General features: G+C 40.3%; 14 protein-coding genes. 8 read left to right on the top strand and 6 right to left on the bottom strand.

What is annotated here, in order from left to right:
* Nucleotides 1-57 precede the first annotated feature (57 nt).
* Nucleotides 58-1,704: a chaperonin GroEL gene (groL, locus tag H3V01_RS06275; protein ID WP_078475142.1), complete on the top strand. Its 1,647-nt coding sequence runs from the start codon at nt 58-60 to the stop codon at nt 1,702-1,704.
* Nucleotides 1,705-2,328: 624 nt separating this feature from the next.
* On the opposite strand, the gene H3V01_RS06270 is transcribed toward groL, so the two are convergent.
* Entirely contained in the window at nt 2,329-3,603 is a 1,275-nt protein-coding gene (locus H3V01_RS06270) for an MFS transporter (RefSeq protein ID WP_198186285.1), read from the bottom strand.
* A gap of 143 nt (nt 3,604-3,746) precedes the next feature.
* On the opposite strand from H3V01_RS06270, the gene H3V01_RS06265 reads away from it, so the two are divergent.
* Nucleotides 3,747-4,628 carry a LysR family transcriptional regulator gene (locus H3V01_RS06265; RefSeq protein ID WP_198186284.1) on the top strand — a complete coding sequence of 294 codons (882 nt, stop codon included), beginning with the start codon at nt 3,747-3,749 and terminating at the stop codon, nt 4,626-4,628.
* A 50-nt stretch (nt 4,629-4,678) separates the two neighbouring features.
* Here H3V01_RS06265 and H3V01_RS06260 read toward each other — a convergent pair whose 3' ends face one another.
* From H3V01_RS06260 to H3V01_RS06240, 5 genes are all read right to left on the bottom strand, one after another.
* Nucleotides 4,679-6,208 carry a class I adenylate-forming enzyme family protein gene (locus H3V01_RS06260; protein WP_198186283.1) on the bottom strand — a complete coding sequence of 510 codons (1,530 nt, stop codon included), beginning with the start codon at nt 6,206-6,208 and terminating at the stop codon, nt 4,679-4,681.
* On the bottom strand, nt 6,208-7,014 hold the full coding sequence (locus tag H3V01_RS06255; RefSeq protein ID WP_232332646.1) for an SDR family NAD(P)-dependent oxidoreductase: 807 nt from the start codon (nt 7,012-7,014) through the stop codon (nt 6,208-6,210). Before H3V01_RS06255 ends, H3V01_RS06260 begins: the two co-directional genes overlap by 1 nt.
* A 331-nt stretch (nt 7,015-7,345) precedes the next feature.
* Entirely contained in the window at nt 7,346-7,807 is a 462-nt protein-coding gene (locus tag H3V01_RS06250) for a hypothetical protein (protein ID WP_084547868.1), read from the bottom strand.
* Nucleotides 7,808-8,258: 451 nt separating this feature from the next.
* A complete protein-coding gene (gene rnhA, locus H3V01_RS06245; RefSeq protein WP_078475184.1) occupies nt 8,259-8,693 on the bottom strand; it encodes a ribonuclease HI in 435 nt (144 codons plus the stop codon).
* Nucleotides 8,694-8,724: 31 nt separating this feature from the next.
* Nucleotides 8,725-10,131 (bottom strand): FAD-binding oxidoreductase, encoded by a 1,407-nt coding sequence (locus H3V01_RS06240; protein ID WP_198186281.1) that lies wholly within the window; start codon nt 10,129-10,131, stop codon nt 8,725-8,727.
* A gap of 129 nt (nt 10,132-10,260) precedes the next feature.
* Between H3V01_RS06240 and H3V01_RS06235 the strand changes: the two genes are divergently transcribed.
* The 6 genes from H3V01_RS06235 to purF all read left to right on the top strand — a co-directional run bounded on the left by H3V01_RS06235 (nt 10,261) and on the right by purF (nt 15,779).
* Nucleotides 10,261-10,620 (top strand): hypothetical protein, encoded by a 360-nt coding sequence (locus tag H3V01_RS06235; RefSeq protein ID WP_078475149.1) that lies wholly within the window; start codon nt 10,261-10,263, stop codon nt 10,618-10,620.
* A gap of 6 nt (nt 10,621-10,626) precedes the next feature.
* A complete protein-coding gene (locus H3V01_RS06230; RefSeq protein WP_110414416.1) occupies nt 10,627-11,112 on the top strand; it encodes a protein YgfX in 486 nt (161 codons plus the stop codon).
* A gap of 4 nt (nt 11,113-11,116) precedes the next feature.
* Nucleotides 11,117-12,421, top strand: a complete 1,305-nt coding sequence (gene folC, locus H3V01_RS06225; RefSeq protein ID WP_198186280.1) for a bifunctional tetrahydrofolate synthase/dihydrofolate synthase — start codon at nt 11,117-11,119, stop codon at nt 12,419-12,421.
* Nucleotides 12,422-12,464: 43 nt separating this feature from the next.
* Nucleotides 12,465-13,646 carry an SPOR domain-containing protein gene (locus H3V01_RS06220; protein WP_198186279.1) on the top strand — a complete coding sequence of 394 codons (1,182 nt, stop codon included), beginning with the start codon at nt 12,465-12,467 and terminating at the stop codon, nt 13,644-13,646.
* Nucleotides 13,647-13,660: 14 nt separating this feature from the next.
* On the top strand, nt 13,661-14,158 hold the full coding sequence (locus H3V01_RS06215; RefSeq protein WP_025331135.1) for a CvpA family protein: 498 nt from the start codon (nt 13,661-13,663) through the stop codon (nt 14,156-14,158).
* A gap of 85 nt (nt 14,159-14,243) precedes the next feature.
* Nucleotides 14,244-15,779, top strand: a complete 1,536-nt coding sequence (gene purF / locus H3V01_RS06210; protein ID WP_198186278.1) for an amidophosphoribosyltransferase — start codon at nt 14,244-14,246, stop codon at nt 15,777-15,779.
* The last annotated feature ends 63 nt before the right edge of the window (nt 15,780-15,842 follow it).

Raw genomic sequence — 15,842 nt, 5'->3', positions numbered from 1 at the left:
TTTATCCAGAAATTTAATTTTATTGCGTAATTAATTATTAAAGATTAGGAGTTGCAAATGGCAGCAAAAGACGTGAAATTCTCTGACGAAGCCCGTCAGAAAATGGTTGCTGGTGTCAATGTATTGGCTGAAGCAGTAAAAGTAACTTTAGGCCCTAAAGGTCGTAATGTATTGCTGGATCGTGCCTTTGGCGGACCGCACATCACTAAAGACGGTGTGTCTGTTGCTAAAGAAGTAGAATTGAAAGACAAATTCGAAAATATGGGCGCACAGCTGGTTAAAGAAGTGGCTTCTAAAACCAATGACGTGGCTGGTGACGGTACCACTACTGCAACTGTTCTGGCTCAGGCTATTGTTACTGAAGGCATGAAATACGTTACTGCCGGTATGAATCCGATGGATTTGAAACGCGGTATCGATAAAGCTGTTGAAGCTGTTATTGCTGAACTGAAAAATATTTCTAAACCGGTTCCGGAAAAGTCTAAAGAAATTTCTCAGGTTGCTTCTATTTCTGCCAATGCAGATGAATCTATCGGTGAAATCATTGCCAAAGCCATGAATGAAGTGGGTAAAGAAGGCGTGATCACTGTTGAAGACGGCAAATCACTGGAAAATGAAGTAGAAGTTGTTAAAGGTATGCAGTTTGACCGCGGCTACCTGTCTCCTTACTTTGTTACTGATGTAGAAAAACAGATTGCCGGTCTGGACAGCCCGTATATTTTGTTGTTTGATAAAAAAATCTCTAACATCCGCGATTTGCTGCCTGTTCTGGAACAAGTGGCAAAAACCAGCCGTCCGTTGCTGATTATTGCTGAGGATGTTGAAGGTGAAGCTCTGGCTACTCTGGTAGTAAACAACATTCGCGGTATCCTGAAAACCGTTGCTGTTAAAGCTCCGGGCTTTGGTGACCGTCGTAAAGCCATGTTGCAGGATATTGCTATCCTGACCGGTGGTACTGTTATTGCTGAAGAAGTTGGTCTGTCTCTGGAAAAAGCCACTCTGGAAGATTTAGGTCAGGCTAAACGTGTAGAAGTTGGTAAAGAAAATACTACTGTGATTGACGGACTGGGTGACAAGGCTGCTGTTGAAGCACGTGTTGCTGAAATCCGCAAACAGATTGAAGTGGCTACCAGCGACTACGATAAAGAAAAATTGCAGGAACGCGTGGCTAAACTGGCCGGCGGTGTGGCAGTAATTAAAGTTGGTGCTGCTACTGAAGTTGAAATGAAAGAGAAAAAAGATCGCGTGGATGACGCCCTGCATGCTACCCGTGCTGCGGTAGAAGAAGGTGTGGTAGCCGGTGGTGGTGTTGCCCTGCTGCGTGCCCGTGCTGCGATTAAAGACCTGAAAGGTGCTAATGCCGATCAGGAAGCCGGGGTGAAAATCGTACTGAAAGCAGTTGAAGCACCATTACGCCAGATTGTTGCTAATGCCGGTGATGAACCAAGCGTTGTAGTAAACAATGTGCTGAATGGTTCTGGTAACTACGGCTATAACGCAGGTACCGGTGAGTATGGTGATATGCTGGAAATGGGTGTACTGGATCCGGCTAAAGTTACCCGCACTGCTTTGCAGCATGCTGCTTCTATCGCTGGTCTGATGCTGACTACTGACTGCATGATTACTGAATTACCGGAAGATAAACCTGCTGCTCCTGATATGGGTGGCATGGGCGGTATGGGTGGCATGGGCGGCATGATGTAATAGTCGTGTCTGGCTAACTAGTCAACATATAGCTAATAGTGAGCATAACTGGTGTTATGCTCACTATTTTTATATTGAATGGTTTAACTATAATAATGGCCAGATGCTTCAGATTTTATCACCCACATATCAGACAAAGTAATCATTCTTTTGCTGTTAAATGTGTTGAGGATGATATTGTGTAAAAGTATAGTATTAACCACATTTCTTTTGTTAGTAATTGCTTATTATTAATTTTTCAATGTGTTAACTATGCTTTAGTTTAAAGCAGATTTATAAGCTTTATACCTTTTATTGTAGCTATTAGTTTTTTACGTCTGTGGAAAATATCTTTATTTCGATTTGATTTTTTCAATAAATCTTAGTCAATAAGAATGTTATATAGCTGAAATATTGTTAAATGAAACTTTTATCAATATTTCAGCTCATTTCATAAAATGACTAATTATCATAATGTGAAAAATGAAATTTCAAATCTAAAAAACTGTTTGGCTATTTTCAAAATAATCTTCATAAATCAATTCAAAATTTGATAAATTAAATTTATTGGTAAAATCACCAACAAAGAATTCAGTCTGTTTTATGCAGAGTAAAGCAGGGTGATACATTCCTATGAATAAAAAATTATTTTTCAGATGATGGATTTTCAAATAAGAAATAGCTTATTGCGCAAATAACAGCCATGACTACCCAAACGCCAACCCAAGAGAATTGATGTAATAGCCATGGAATTATGGCTGGGGTTGCAAACAGAATGAAAAATACTACTGTATTAGCCATGGCTAATACAGTTGCAACACTCTTTTGTCCGGCAACGGTAGCCAGTTCGGTATATCCGATTCCATGCCAGGAAGAAATTGATATACCAGATATAAGAATAATGAAACTAGCAAAGTAGGCAAAATGATGTATATTGAATTTATATGAAAAATAAGTAAATACGGTAAGGGCTGCGAATAAGATGAATGAAAGGGCTGTAACCGCTTTCAGAAAAAATTTTCTATTTCCCTTTTTATCTGTATAAAAGCCACTACCGATACGTGTTGGTATTGAACTGATTTGTATGAAAAATAGTAGGATACTGATATATCCAATACTTAATCCGGCAAAATCGTGCAAGAAAAGCATTGAAAATGTCATCAATGCAAACTGTGGCGCACATAAAATACCCACAGCTAATACGATGCGCCATACTTTCAATGATTTCATTGGCTGAGTTGATTTATTTTTTAGTGATTGTGTTATATCCGGTGTTTTGCGTTCACTCTTACTATCCGGATCAATAATCCATAGATAGCTGAATAATGCAGCCAGAATACAAATAAATGCCGATATAAATAGTGTGGTCGAGAATCCATAATGAATTGATATATAAGGGTAGAATAATGCTCCTAATGCATAACCAAGTGGTACAGCTGCCTGCCTTACACTCATTGCTAAGCCGCGTTGCTGTGGTTTAAACCATTGTATGATCGCTTTGCCACTGGAACCATTTACACTGCTCCCAAAAAGACCGACTACTAGTAAACCGGCACATAAGATGATACTTATTGAATTGTGTGATGATATTCTTGCAAAATAAGCAAGGATGAAAAGAGCTATGGCAGTCGTAGACAATCCTGCAATTAATATCGGCCGATCTCCGAAGCGATCGGTGGCAATTCCCCAGGGTAATTCACTTACAGCAATTCCAAAACCTACAATTCCCATTAAAAGCCCTAATACAGATGTTGGGATATGGTAATCATTACGTAGAATAATGGATGCAGCAGGTACGCCCCCGATAACAAAGGTAAAGCATGTATTAGCGAATGCACCTGTAAATAAAACTTTCCATTTATGGTTATCAGAAAAAAAATTTTTATTTTTATCCGGCAATTTGTTTGAATTTAAAGACATTGATGAACTCCTGTTGTTTTTCCAGAAAATAATAGCTAGAATTTTTTATATCTGTAAAACAGGATTTTTTGATTTATTTATAACGGAAAATCCGATATATTAAAGAAATCTAATGACACTAACTGATGAAGACTGATTACACTATGGAAAAACTTGATTTAGAAATTCTTCACACATTTGTTGTCATTGTAGAAATGGGCAGCTATACAAAAGCTTCGAATATTTTATTTAAATCTCAATCGGCTATCAGTGAACAAATCCAAAAGCTTGAGGTATTTTGCGATGCACAACTGCTACATCGTGGCAGATACGGCGCGAAACCGACAGCTATCGGTGAAAAAATGTATAAGCATGCAAAAAAGATATTATCTTTAAATGATAATATCATAGCTGATATTAGAAACCATGATTCGGTATATGAGCTGACACTTTCAATTACGGATTATTTTATGCCTGCCACGATAGCATCTGTATTAAGAGGGCTACGTGACCAATGTCAGAATATTCAATTTAATGTCTCAATTCAGAGCAGTTCAAAAATGCTTCTTGAACATACTCTGGAACAATATGATATCGCCTTATTTATTCATTTAAACGGACAGCGATTACCCGATAATGATAATTTTATGGTTGTAGGGCATGAACCGCTCTGCTGGGCTGGCTCGAAAGATCTTAGTATAACCGGATCTGTTCCGCTGCCAATTATAACTTTGCCAAAAGGCTGCTTATTACAAAAATCAGCTATAGATAAATTAGAAAATAATAAAATATCTTATAATTTATCTCATTATGCTTCCAGTGTTATTGGTATGCAGTCTGCTATTGAGGCTCAATTAGGCATAGGCTGTCTGAACAGATCGTCAATGTCTAAGAAATTTATCGATTACACCGATATCCTGAAACTTCCGACATTACCAGATATTGATTATATTATGTATTATAAATCGGAGAAAAATCCTTTTATAAATACGATAAAAGGATTAGTTGAGCGGGTAACAAGCAATGATAATGCTTTCGAAAAATAAAAATTTTTAAAAATATTATTATGCTTATCAATACTGGTGTTTTCGCTAACTCAGATCTTAGATAATTCATAATATCGATTGATAAGTTGTTTTCTGTCAACTTTGCCAATATGAGTCATGGGTAATTCGTCAATGATATATATTTTTTTTGGCATCTGGTAACGTGCAATTTGTGGTTTTAACCAGTCTATTAAAGTATCTTCGGTTTGTTCAGTATGTGCTGCTAATACCACAAATGCCACTAATCTCTGTCCGAATTCCTCATCATTAACACTAATAACGGCTAAGTCGTTAATGTCAGGATGGTTAACTAAACATTGTTCGAGTTCGAATGGGTAAACATTTTCACCGCCTGAAACTATCATGTCATCAGCCCGGCCATTTAGATAATAATTATTTGTACTGTCTTTTTGAACTATATCACCAGTAGCTGTCCAGTTTTTGCCCTGAGTGGACCACGCACATTTGATATAGAGTTCACCTTTTATCGCATCCTCTTTGCCATTGTTCATTAATTTGGCTGATAGTCCTTTAACCGGCTTACCTAGAGTTGATGGGTGAGTGATCAAATCATCCGGCGTTGCAATCAGGCATATTCCAGCTTCCGATGTGCCATATAAGTTAAATAACACTTTACCAAGTTGATTAATTGTTCGTCGAACCAGTGTGACAGCAATTGGTGCACCGCCGGTGATGATGCATCGTAAACTGCGTAACTGCGTTACAGAATGGTTCATCATTCGACTGAGCATTAAGGGAACGAGGGTGATCACTTCAATGTTATGTTTGTTAATAAGTTGACAAATTTTGGCGGCATCAAAGCGTTTATTGATAAATATAGTGGCACCTAATAGTACCGACATACACAATGTCGCAATACCAAAACCATGGTAAATCGGTGTTGCTATATAGATTCTGTTATATTTGCTCAGGTTTAATTTCATCAGCAATTGATAAAAAGGACTGATAAAATTTTGTGCTTTACTATTGCGTCCTGCCATTTTAAAACGTCCAGTTGTACCACTGGTTAACACAGTAAGTTTATTAAAATGGGTAACTTTAAGATTGCCGGAATTGGGAGGCATCTTATCATTTAAGAGCGAGTAAATGGAAATTTGCTCCGGATGATCTGTCGGTAATGATTTGACATCAATTAAGATAGGAATTTGAGGATCATGTATGATCCAATCAAATTTTACCGCATCTTGTATATTTTGTAATTGCTTGGCTGATAGTTCTGTATTGAGTAAGTAAATATCTGCACCTAGCCGGGCAATAGCAAAGAGAGTTTGAATCATAATAGTATGATTACTTGCCATTATGGCTATTTTTTGATGCGGTTTTATGTCACAATGCGCTGCTAATTTTTTGGCTAAATGCTGTGACTGCGTATAAAGTGTACGATAATTTATACAATTGTCATTTTCATTAATGGCGATTTGGTCTGGGCTCAGCTTCTGACGTACATAGAGCAACGCCATTAAATTCATTCCAACCGAACGAAAACTCATTAATAAATAAAAAATTCCTTTAAATGTCAAAAGTTTAATGGTGTAAAGCGCTTTGATTGTTTTTATCATCATTTTCTCTTAATGTAATAACAATTTAATTTAAACCAGATGCCATTAAACAGGACGCCGGCCAATTGCACTATCATCGCCCACCATGGTTTATATTGGCGTTTTTGTGTTTGTAATAAATAACTTATAATTGTAGCAGCTTGCTTTGGCTGTAATGCAGGTAAGTTCTGATAAGCTCTGGTCGGCTCGATCATCCTTGTTTTTACTAAAGGTAAATATGCTGTCGATACTTTAATTTGCCGGTTTTGTAATTCAGGCATTGCTGAACGCAGCCATTGATCGAATGCCGTTTTTGAGGCTTGATATGCTGACCAATTCACCGCTGGCGCAAACAACACATTGACAGCCGAAACGTTAATGATATGTCCTTTACTTTGCTGTAATTTGGGGATAAGTGCAAGGCATAATTGTACCGGAGTCAGGTAGTTTAATTTTATGGTTCGTTCAAAATCATGCTGGCGGTCTAACGATTGCATGACCGGGCGACAAATCGATTTACCGGCATTATTAATAAATATGTCAACAGGTAAATTTTGTATATATTTTATGAATCCATCAAGTTGTTCCTGATCACGCAAATCAGCTGCATAAATGTCAATTTTAGCTTTGCTCATAGTAAGCCGTTGCTTTAATTCGCGCAGTTTATCAACTGTGCGCGCAACCAATATTAAGTTGCAATCAATATCGGCTAAAAGATAACAAAGCGACTCACCAATGCCATAACTGGCGCCTGTTATAATGATAGTTTTATGTTTTAACCGCTGTGTTAAACGGCGGATATTAGGTTTATGTACATAAAACAGCAAAAAGTTAAGCAGTTTAATCAAAGCAACGGATTTCAATTGTAAATAATATGAACAGCAGCATGAAGGTAGTAATTAATAAATCAATAGGTTATTTATTTTTGTTACGTCATCATTTTAATTTCATATGTTAAATAATTAGTATGGTTAAACCTTGTCCTTAGCATGGATCAATAAAGCAGGCTATCATCATGACAGAATAAATAGCGGGAATGTAAATCATCCTGGAATATCATATATTCCAAAAAGATAAACAAACCTTGCCAAAGATACAATAAAAAATTAATGCTACAAGTTTAATTGATAAATTTTATAGATTTAGTAAATGAAAAAGTTATATGCCTATAATATAGAATGAACCATACTTTTGTATAGTTACATCAATCCAGACTATAAAATCGATAATCATCTGAGAAAGCAAAGGTTTGGATTTAGAAAACTTGTGAGCCGTTTCTTTTAAATAATCGTCTTCCAGCATACAGACAAAACGAAAATCAAATAAATCACTTTTAAGTTCTTTTAAATTCTGGGCTTGATCAACTCTGGTCTTAAGCCTTAATAGTGCCGGTTTTATAAGTAGCCATTGTTCTGTATTAACTTCGGTGATTCCCCAATGCCCATATTCCCCGTATTTAGGAACATACTCGTATATAATGCCCTCAATAAAGCTGAACGCTCCTTCTGTCAGGTATTTAGATGTAGTACTGTAGACGGCTTTTTTATTAGGAGGTATGGCGAATTCAAAAATAAGCCCGCCTATGTTTTTATAATATGATTGTAAATTAAAATTAATCATGCACACACTATTATAATTCTCAAATAAGATTAAAACTGTATTAAATACAGGTACACTGAATATATTTTTAATTCAATTAATATATTATTTTAAATGGAAATTTGATTTATTTTAAAAAAAATCAACTAGATACTAAGTTATATTTTAGGTAAAAAATTAGGTATTTTATACATGTATTTATAGCTTAATTATAAATAATCATTGCAGTTGTGTTATTGTCTTTTCAATAATATTAGAATATTTTAGCATGAAATAAAAAAAACGGTTTAATTGAATTAATCTGTTTTTTCCATAAAATTTCTTCTCATCCACAGCTACCGGTTTAGGCTGAGTATTAAATTTTTCTAAGCCGATACCAAAACTTACCAAACAGTATGCTTCTAGGCATGATAGCACTATTATGGTAGCTGAGAAGTGGGTAGTTGATAATAATTTATAAAAAATTAAAGCTTTATTTAACCAGTTCTACGCCGCGATTAGCCAGTTCATCAGCTTTTTCATTTCCCGGATGTCCGGCATGGCCTTTAACCCAGTGCCAGTGTACCTGATGCTTACTTACTTCGCTGTCCAGTGCCTGCCACAGTTCAGCATTTTTTACCGGCTGTTTTGAGGCAGTTTTCCAGCCGCGTGCTTTCCAGTTATGAATCCATTCCTGCATGCCGTTTTTAACATATTGTGAATCTGTATAGATGTTAACAATACACGGGCGTTTTAATGCTGCAAGTCCTTGAATTACAGCTGTGAGCTCCATGCGGTTATTGGTGGTATTAGCCTCTCCGCCGAAAAGCTCTTTACTGTGGCTGCCGGATTGTAAAAATGCCCCCCAGCCACCCACGCCGGGATTGCCTTTGCAGGCACCGTCGGTATACAGAGTAACTTCACTCATATTCATAGTTGATTTAAAAATGCTTACTATATCACGTATGCACAGGTAAAACTTTTCCGGGATTCAGGATACCTTCGGGGTCGAGGTTATGCTTTTGTGCCTGCATCCATTTGATTTCTGCATTACTGCGAACACGTGGCAGCCATTGATTTTTTAACTGACCGATGCCATGTTCGGCAGCTATACTGCCATGGTAATTTAATACCTGTTCATATACGACTTTATTGATGTTTTCTTCATATTGATAAACATCATTATTCATAATATCAGCAATAAAAACGTTGTAATGCAGACTGCCATCACCGAGATGGCCGAATAAAATGGTCTTGGTTTGCGGAAAGGTTTTAATCAGTTGTTGCTGGCAGTTTTCGACAAAGTCAGCAACATGTTCAATCGGAACGACAATATCATGCTTGATACTGGCTCCGAGACTGCGTTGTGCAGCAGATATGTTTTCACGCAAGCTCCATAAATGCTGACGTTCTGTTTCAGACTGAGCAATAACTGTATTAAGCCAGTTACCTTGTTCCAGTACGCTGATTAAGGGATCGGTTAAATTTTGTGCCGGCAGGCTATCGCTCAGTTCTACCAGAATATGCCAGCTCGCATGAGTTGGTTCGCGTAACTGACTATAGCTGGCTGACAAACTCAGAGCCGCTTGACTGATCAGTTCAAAGCTGGACAGGCGCTCGGCAAAGTAATTTTTCAGTGCGGCTAACAGACTGGTGGCAGCGTGAATATTGTCTACGCCAATCCAAGCTGTTAATACACTTTGCGGCGGAGCAAACAGTTTTAGTGTGGCTGCGGTAATAATCGCCAGTGTGCCTTCACTGCCAATGATTTGCTGACGCATTTCATAGCCACTGGTGTTTTTATGCAGTGGATACAGGTGACTGACCAGTTCGCCATCAGACAGGACATATTCCAGACCCAGTACCAGATCACGCATTGTGCCATAACGCACTACATTCAGACCGCCGGCATTACAGGCAATATTTCCGCCTATCTGACAGGAGCCTTCACTGGTCAGACTCAGGGGAAAATAGCGATTGGCAGTTTGAGCGATTTTCTGTACTTCAGCGAGTATCATGCCGGCTTCTACAGTAATGGTGTTGTCAGCCAGATTGAGTTTGCGTATGCGGTTAAGTTTACTTAACGACAGGATAATTCCTTTACCGGCAACAGAAGCATGCGGTGTAGCACCGCCGCACAAGCCGGTATTTCCGCCTTGCGGAGTAACAGGAATATGCTGCTGATGGCAATAGCGCATAATTTCCTGTACAGCGCTGACAGTATGCGGTTGTAATACTGCAAAAGCCTGTCCATGATAACGGCCGCGCTGGTCGGTACAAAATGGTTCGATAAGCTGATTGTCAGTGAGGATTTCATCAGGCGTAAGGATTTGCTGAAACCGGGCTAGATGAATGGTGTGAGGCATGGCAGTTAACCCTGTAGACACAATAAGCTGATTGTACGGTAATTAAAAATTGCGGGGCGGTAAATATACGCTATCGCTGAACGTTTACAGTACAATATGGTTATTCAGTAATATTAGTAAGGATAGGGCATGTATTTTGTTGATCGCAGTGCTGTTGTGCTGAAACCTGCTCAGGCTTTTCTCGACTGGCTGAAAAGTACCAGTGATGATTTGCCTGAGTTAACTTTGTCACAGCTACAGAGTAATTGTACTACATTGCTGGTACCGGAATTTGAAACTCCGGAACAGGTCATTGGTTATATTGGTGAACGCTTTAATCTGATTTTTGAGGCAGAGCTGTCTGCATGGGAGGTTGAGCGTAAGCTGTGGCCGGTATTGGATATTGATCAGTTCTGGAATTTTTTTACAGTAGAAGTACATGATATGGTACTGGATCTGGTAGATACAGATATACATATATCTCCGGTATATGGTGAAGAACAGGTTTAGTATCTGATGATGGCGTGTGTTGTGCGGCTGAAGCCATCCCGATGTGCTTTTTATCTGGCGGTGATTATGCATGTACTGACACTAGTGGCTATTGTGTTCTACAGCACAGGCTGGTTGTGTCTGGTATGGCTGCTGGTATGGTTATTATCTGCATTATGGGCAGGTTATGGCTTGCGGCAAGGTAGAGTCAAAAAAATTGAAATCAGTCCACAGGGGCAGGCTTCACTGCTATTTACACAGGGCAAAGCTGCTGTACCGGCTAAACTGTGTTGCAGTGGTATTGTTATCAGAGCAAATATGATGGCTTTACACTGGCAAACTTCGCGCGGCTGCGTATACCAGCTTTTGCTACCGGATATGACCGATGCGCAGGCATGGCGAAGATTACAAGTATGGGTACGTTGGTGTCAGCCAAACAATACACAATCTGTTTTGAGGCAATCAATCTTGAATAAGGTAATCCGCAGGCTCGGGCTGAAGGATAAGAATTAAAATAATGGCAGAAAAATTTCATGCAACTGGTTTGTCTTCATGGCTGCAACATCTGGAAAATGGTGTGGCCGGCGGCGAAATTGAAATGGGGCTGGCCAGGGTAGGCGCTGTTCGTGACCAGATGGGTTTAAAGCCGGTATGTCCGCTGATTGTTGTTGGCGGAACCAATGGTAAGGGTTCTGTGTGTGCCTATCTGACACAGATTTATCATGAAGCCGGTTATCGGGTTGGTACCTTAACCAGCCCGCATTTGTTACGTTTTAATGAACGTATTGCGATTAATGGTGAAGCTGTTGCTGATGATTTGATTGTCAGTGCGTTTGAGCATATAGAGACAGCACGGGCTGAGATACCGTTAACCTATTTTGAGTTTAATACGCTGGCTGCCGTAGATGTATTTATACGTCAGCAGGTAGACGTAATGATACTGGAAGTAGGGCTGGGCGGGCGGCTGGATGCTGTCAATATATTTGATGCCGATGTGGCAGTGATTACCAGTGTTGATTTGGATCATGAGGCATTTCTTGGTGATACAGTAGAAAAAGTGGCATTTGAAAAAGCAGGCATTATGCGTGCTGGAAAGCCTGTAATTTGTGCTCAGATTCCTGTACCGCACAGTCTGTCATCGCATGCGGCAGAGGTAGGAGCAGATTTACTTTTGTTTGGCCGAGATTTTGATTGCCATAAGATGGAAATGCAGCAGTGGTCGTATCGTTTTCATCCACAAGAAAGTAGTTTATATACAGGTGAACATGCCCGTCATGCTTTACCGATACCAGTATTGCGCGGTAATTTTCAGCTTAGTAACGCGGCTTGTGCATTAACTGTACTGGAATGCTTGTCTGAACGTTTGCCTCTGGATATTGGTGCAATTAAACGCGGCTTGTTGCGCGTACGCCATCCGGGAAGATTTCAGGTGTTGCCCGGACGACCGGTTACGGTACTGGATGTGGGGCATAACCCTCATGCAGCAAGGGCATTGCGCAGCAGTTTAATTGCTTTACCCTATGCAGAAAAACGCATGGCTGTATTCAGTATGCTGGCTGATAAAGACATTGATGCGGTTCTGGAAATTATTAAAGATCAGTTTGATTGCTGGCTGATAGCTCCGCTTGCTTTGCCGCGCGGTATGACTGTACAGGCTTTACAACAAAAATTTATTCAGCATAATATTACTGCTGTGACAGCTTATCCTGATGTTAAAGAAGCTTATCAGGCTGCTTTATCAGAGGCCGGTGAGAATGATAGAATTGTTGTATTTGGTTCGTTTCATACAGTAGCAGAAATAATAGATTTATCTTCAAGGTAAATTCTGAAAATAGAAACGATAAGGTCAGAGGAGTTAGTGATTAATGAATGCACAGGAAAATTATGAACAGCTGAAACGGCGCAACAGGCGCCGTTTGGTAGGTGCATTAATTATGGTAGTCATTGCTGCTATATTGCTGGTTATTATGCTGAGCCGTCGCACGCCTCAGTCTGTACCGGCACCGCAGCTTGAAGTCAGAACTGCTTCGTCAGAAACAGCTTCCGGCACAGCAGGTATGGTGTCTCAGGCGAGTGTTGTGGCGCAGGCACAATCTGCTTCAGCTATAGTACTGGAACCGGTAACGGCGGCAAGATCATCTGCGGTAAATACAACTGTCGGTTCGGGTAATGCATCTGCGGCATCTGAACATAAACAGGAAAACAGTATATCCAGACCTGTGATGCGTGAAGAAACAACACATCCTAAACCTGTCTTGCCGGCTAAAATAAATGATACACCGGTAAAAACTCCGGTACCGTCAGAGCGACGGCCAAATGATACTGATTCAGCAGGTATCAAACCGTTTTCTGAAAGAAAGATTGTTGAAAAAAATAACAGACAACAAGTACATACTGAAGCAGCACCAGTTGTTAAACCAAAACCGGTTATTAACAGAACTCCGGTAGAAACAACAGAAAAAACTAAACAGGTTCCTGTTAATACGGTAAGCAGTAACCGCCCTAAAACTGAACCTGTAACAGTAAAGCCGGTGAATAAAACACCAGCCAGTACAGTTGATACTACACCTGTAGTAAAAAACAGAAGCGAAGTTGCTAATACAGAAAAAAAACCTGTGTCTGCAACACCTAAACCAATAAATAAAAATCCAGTACCCGTAAAACCGGCATCGACAGCAAAACCGGCAAATAATACGGCAGGCGGTAAACTGACACCGCAGCAGATATTGGAAAATAAAGCTGCCGGTACGGTATCTAAAAATTCTGCTTCCGGTCAGAATCGAGGCAGTGCTACCAGTAGCAATAATAAATTGCCTGTTGAAAGAACGGTGATTCAGATTGGTGCCTATACCACTGAGGCGCAGGCTAATCTGGTACAGCAAAGGCTGGCTGTTGCCGGTGTCACTACCAGTATCAGTAAAAGTCAGACTAGTAAAGGCACACTGTATCGGGTACGTAGCCAGGTTTATAATAATCGCAGTCAGGCTTTGCAAAATCTGGATAAAGTGCATGCTGCAGGACTGGACGGACTGGTAATTGGTTTATAGGAAGTTGGTATTGCATGACCCTTTTTGATGTGCTGGCTCTCGGCCTGATATTGTTAACAACTCTGGTTGCTATGATGCGCGGGCTGGTGGGCGAAATAGCTTCACTGTTATGCTGGGTGGTCGCTTTTGTTGGAGCCAAGTTGCTGGCCGCACCTGTGGCTGATATGGCTTTTACGACTATGCAGCCACGGGCACTGGCTGTTTCATTATCATATGTGATGGTATTCGGTGTTTTGTGGATTATTCAGCGCCTGATGCGCACAGTGATTACTTCAGCATTGAAATCAATCGGGCTTGGCGGAGTTAACCGTATGCTGGGCGCCTGTTTCGGTGCAATTAAAGGAATTATTATTGTCACTTTGGTGGTGCTGATATGTTCTTTTACTGATTTGCCGAAATCTCCTGTGTGGCGGGATTCATTTACAGCAGGCATGTTTGAAAGGCTGGCGATGGTGGCGGTGCCTTATCTGCCGTCTTTTCTTGCTGATAAGCTGAATTCACCATCGGTATAACAGCATGAACATAAGTAACCGAATACAACGCGCGTTTTTAATAACAAAAAACGCGCGTATTTATTTGTCTTGAATGGAGAAAGTAATGTGTGGTGTATTGGGTATTGTGGCACATGAACCGGTAAATCAGCTTTTATATGATGGTTTACAGATGCTGCAACATCGCGGACAGGATGCTGCCGGAATTGTTACCGCTGAGGGTAATATGTTTCACATGCATAAAGGTCGCGGTATGGTACGTGATGTATTCCGTACCCGTAATATGCGTGAACTGATAGGTAATGTTGGTATTGCTCATGTCCGTTACCCGACAGCCGGAAATGCCAATTGCAGTGCTGAAGCACAACCTTTTTATGTAAATTCCCCTTTCGGAATTGTGCTGGCACATAATGGTAATCTGACCAATACTGAGGAGTTATTTAAAAATGTCTGTTTTACTGAATTACGCCATGTAAATACCCGCTCTGATTCTGAAGTGCTACTTAATGTATTGGCACGAGAGCTGGAAAATCAGGTTGGTAATCGTACTGCACTGGCTTTATCGGATATTTTTGCTGCTGTGGCCGCACTGCATAAACGGGTACATGGTGCGTATGGTGTGGTGGCATTAATTGCCGGTTATGGTTTACTGGCTTTTCGTGATCCGCTTGGTATCCGGCCTCTGTGTCTGGGTAAAAGGGAAGAGAACGGTCATACAGATTATGTCGTTGCTTCTGAATCTGTGGTTTTCCCTAGTCTGGATTATGAGCTGGTAAGGGATGTGGCACCCGGTGAAGCTATTTTTATCAGTAATGAAGGCCAGTTATTTTCACAGCAGTGCGCACAGGAACCTCATCTGATGCCCTGTCTGTTTGAATATGTATACTTTGCCCGCCCGGACTCTGTAATCGACGGAGTATCGGTATATCAGGCTCGTCTGAATATGGGGGTAACACTGGCAGAAAAGGTAAAACGGACACTGGATTTAGCAGATATTGATGTAATTATGCCTGTACCGGACACCAGCCGTCCCAGTGCTATGGAGCTGGCTTTGCATCTGAATAAGCCTTACCGGGAAGGACTATTTAAAAATCGCTATATCGGCCGGACATTTATTATGCCCGGGCAGGCTGTGCGTAAAAAATCTGTGCGGCAAAAGCTTAATCCGATGAATTATGAGTTTAGTGGTAAAAAAGTTCTGCTGGTAGATGATTCTATTGTACGCGGGACAACCAGCCGGGAAATTGTGGATATGGTGCGTGAAGCAGGAGCGATAAAAGTTTACTTTGCTTCTGCTGCGCCGGCTGTATTGTTTCCGAATGTTTATGGTATCGATATGCCAACCCGGGAAGAATTGATTTCATACCGGCGTAATGCAGAGCAGGTGGCTGCGGAAATTGGTGCCGATGGTGTTGTATTTCAGGATCTGGATGATTTGAAAGAGGTAGTTTTAAAGCTGAATCCGCAAATTGAAGGTTTTGACAGTTCTTGCTTTGACGGCCGTTATATTACGGGTGATGTTGATGAAGCTTATCTGCAACATCTTTCTGAGAATAAAAATGCATTAGCCACTTCTTTTGTGGTTCCCGGTTTGATTGAACACAGTGTCAGCGTGCAGGAAGATGAGGATGAAGAAGAATAAACTGATATTTTAAATTTTGCGGCTAATCGGATAAATAACAGAATTGCTGAATATTCGATTTTT

Source organism: Snodgrassella sp. M0351 (assembly GCF_016100575.1).
Classification (GTDB): Bacteria; Pseudomonadota; Gammaproteobacteria; order Burkholderiales; family Neisseriaceae; genus Snodgrassella; species Snodgrassella alvi.
The sequence above is the reverse complement of the archived record's forward strand: the minus strand, read 5'-3'. Positions and strand labels throughout refer to the sequence as shown.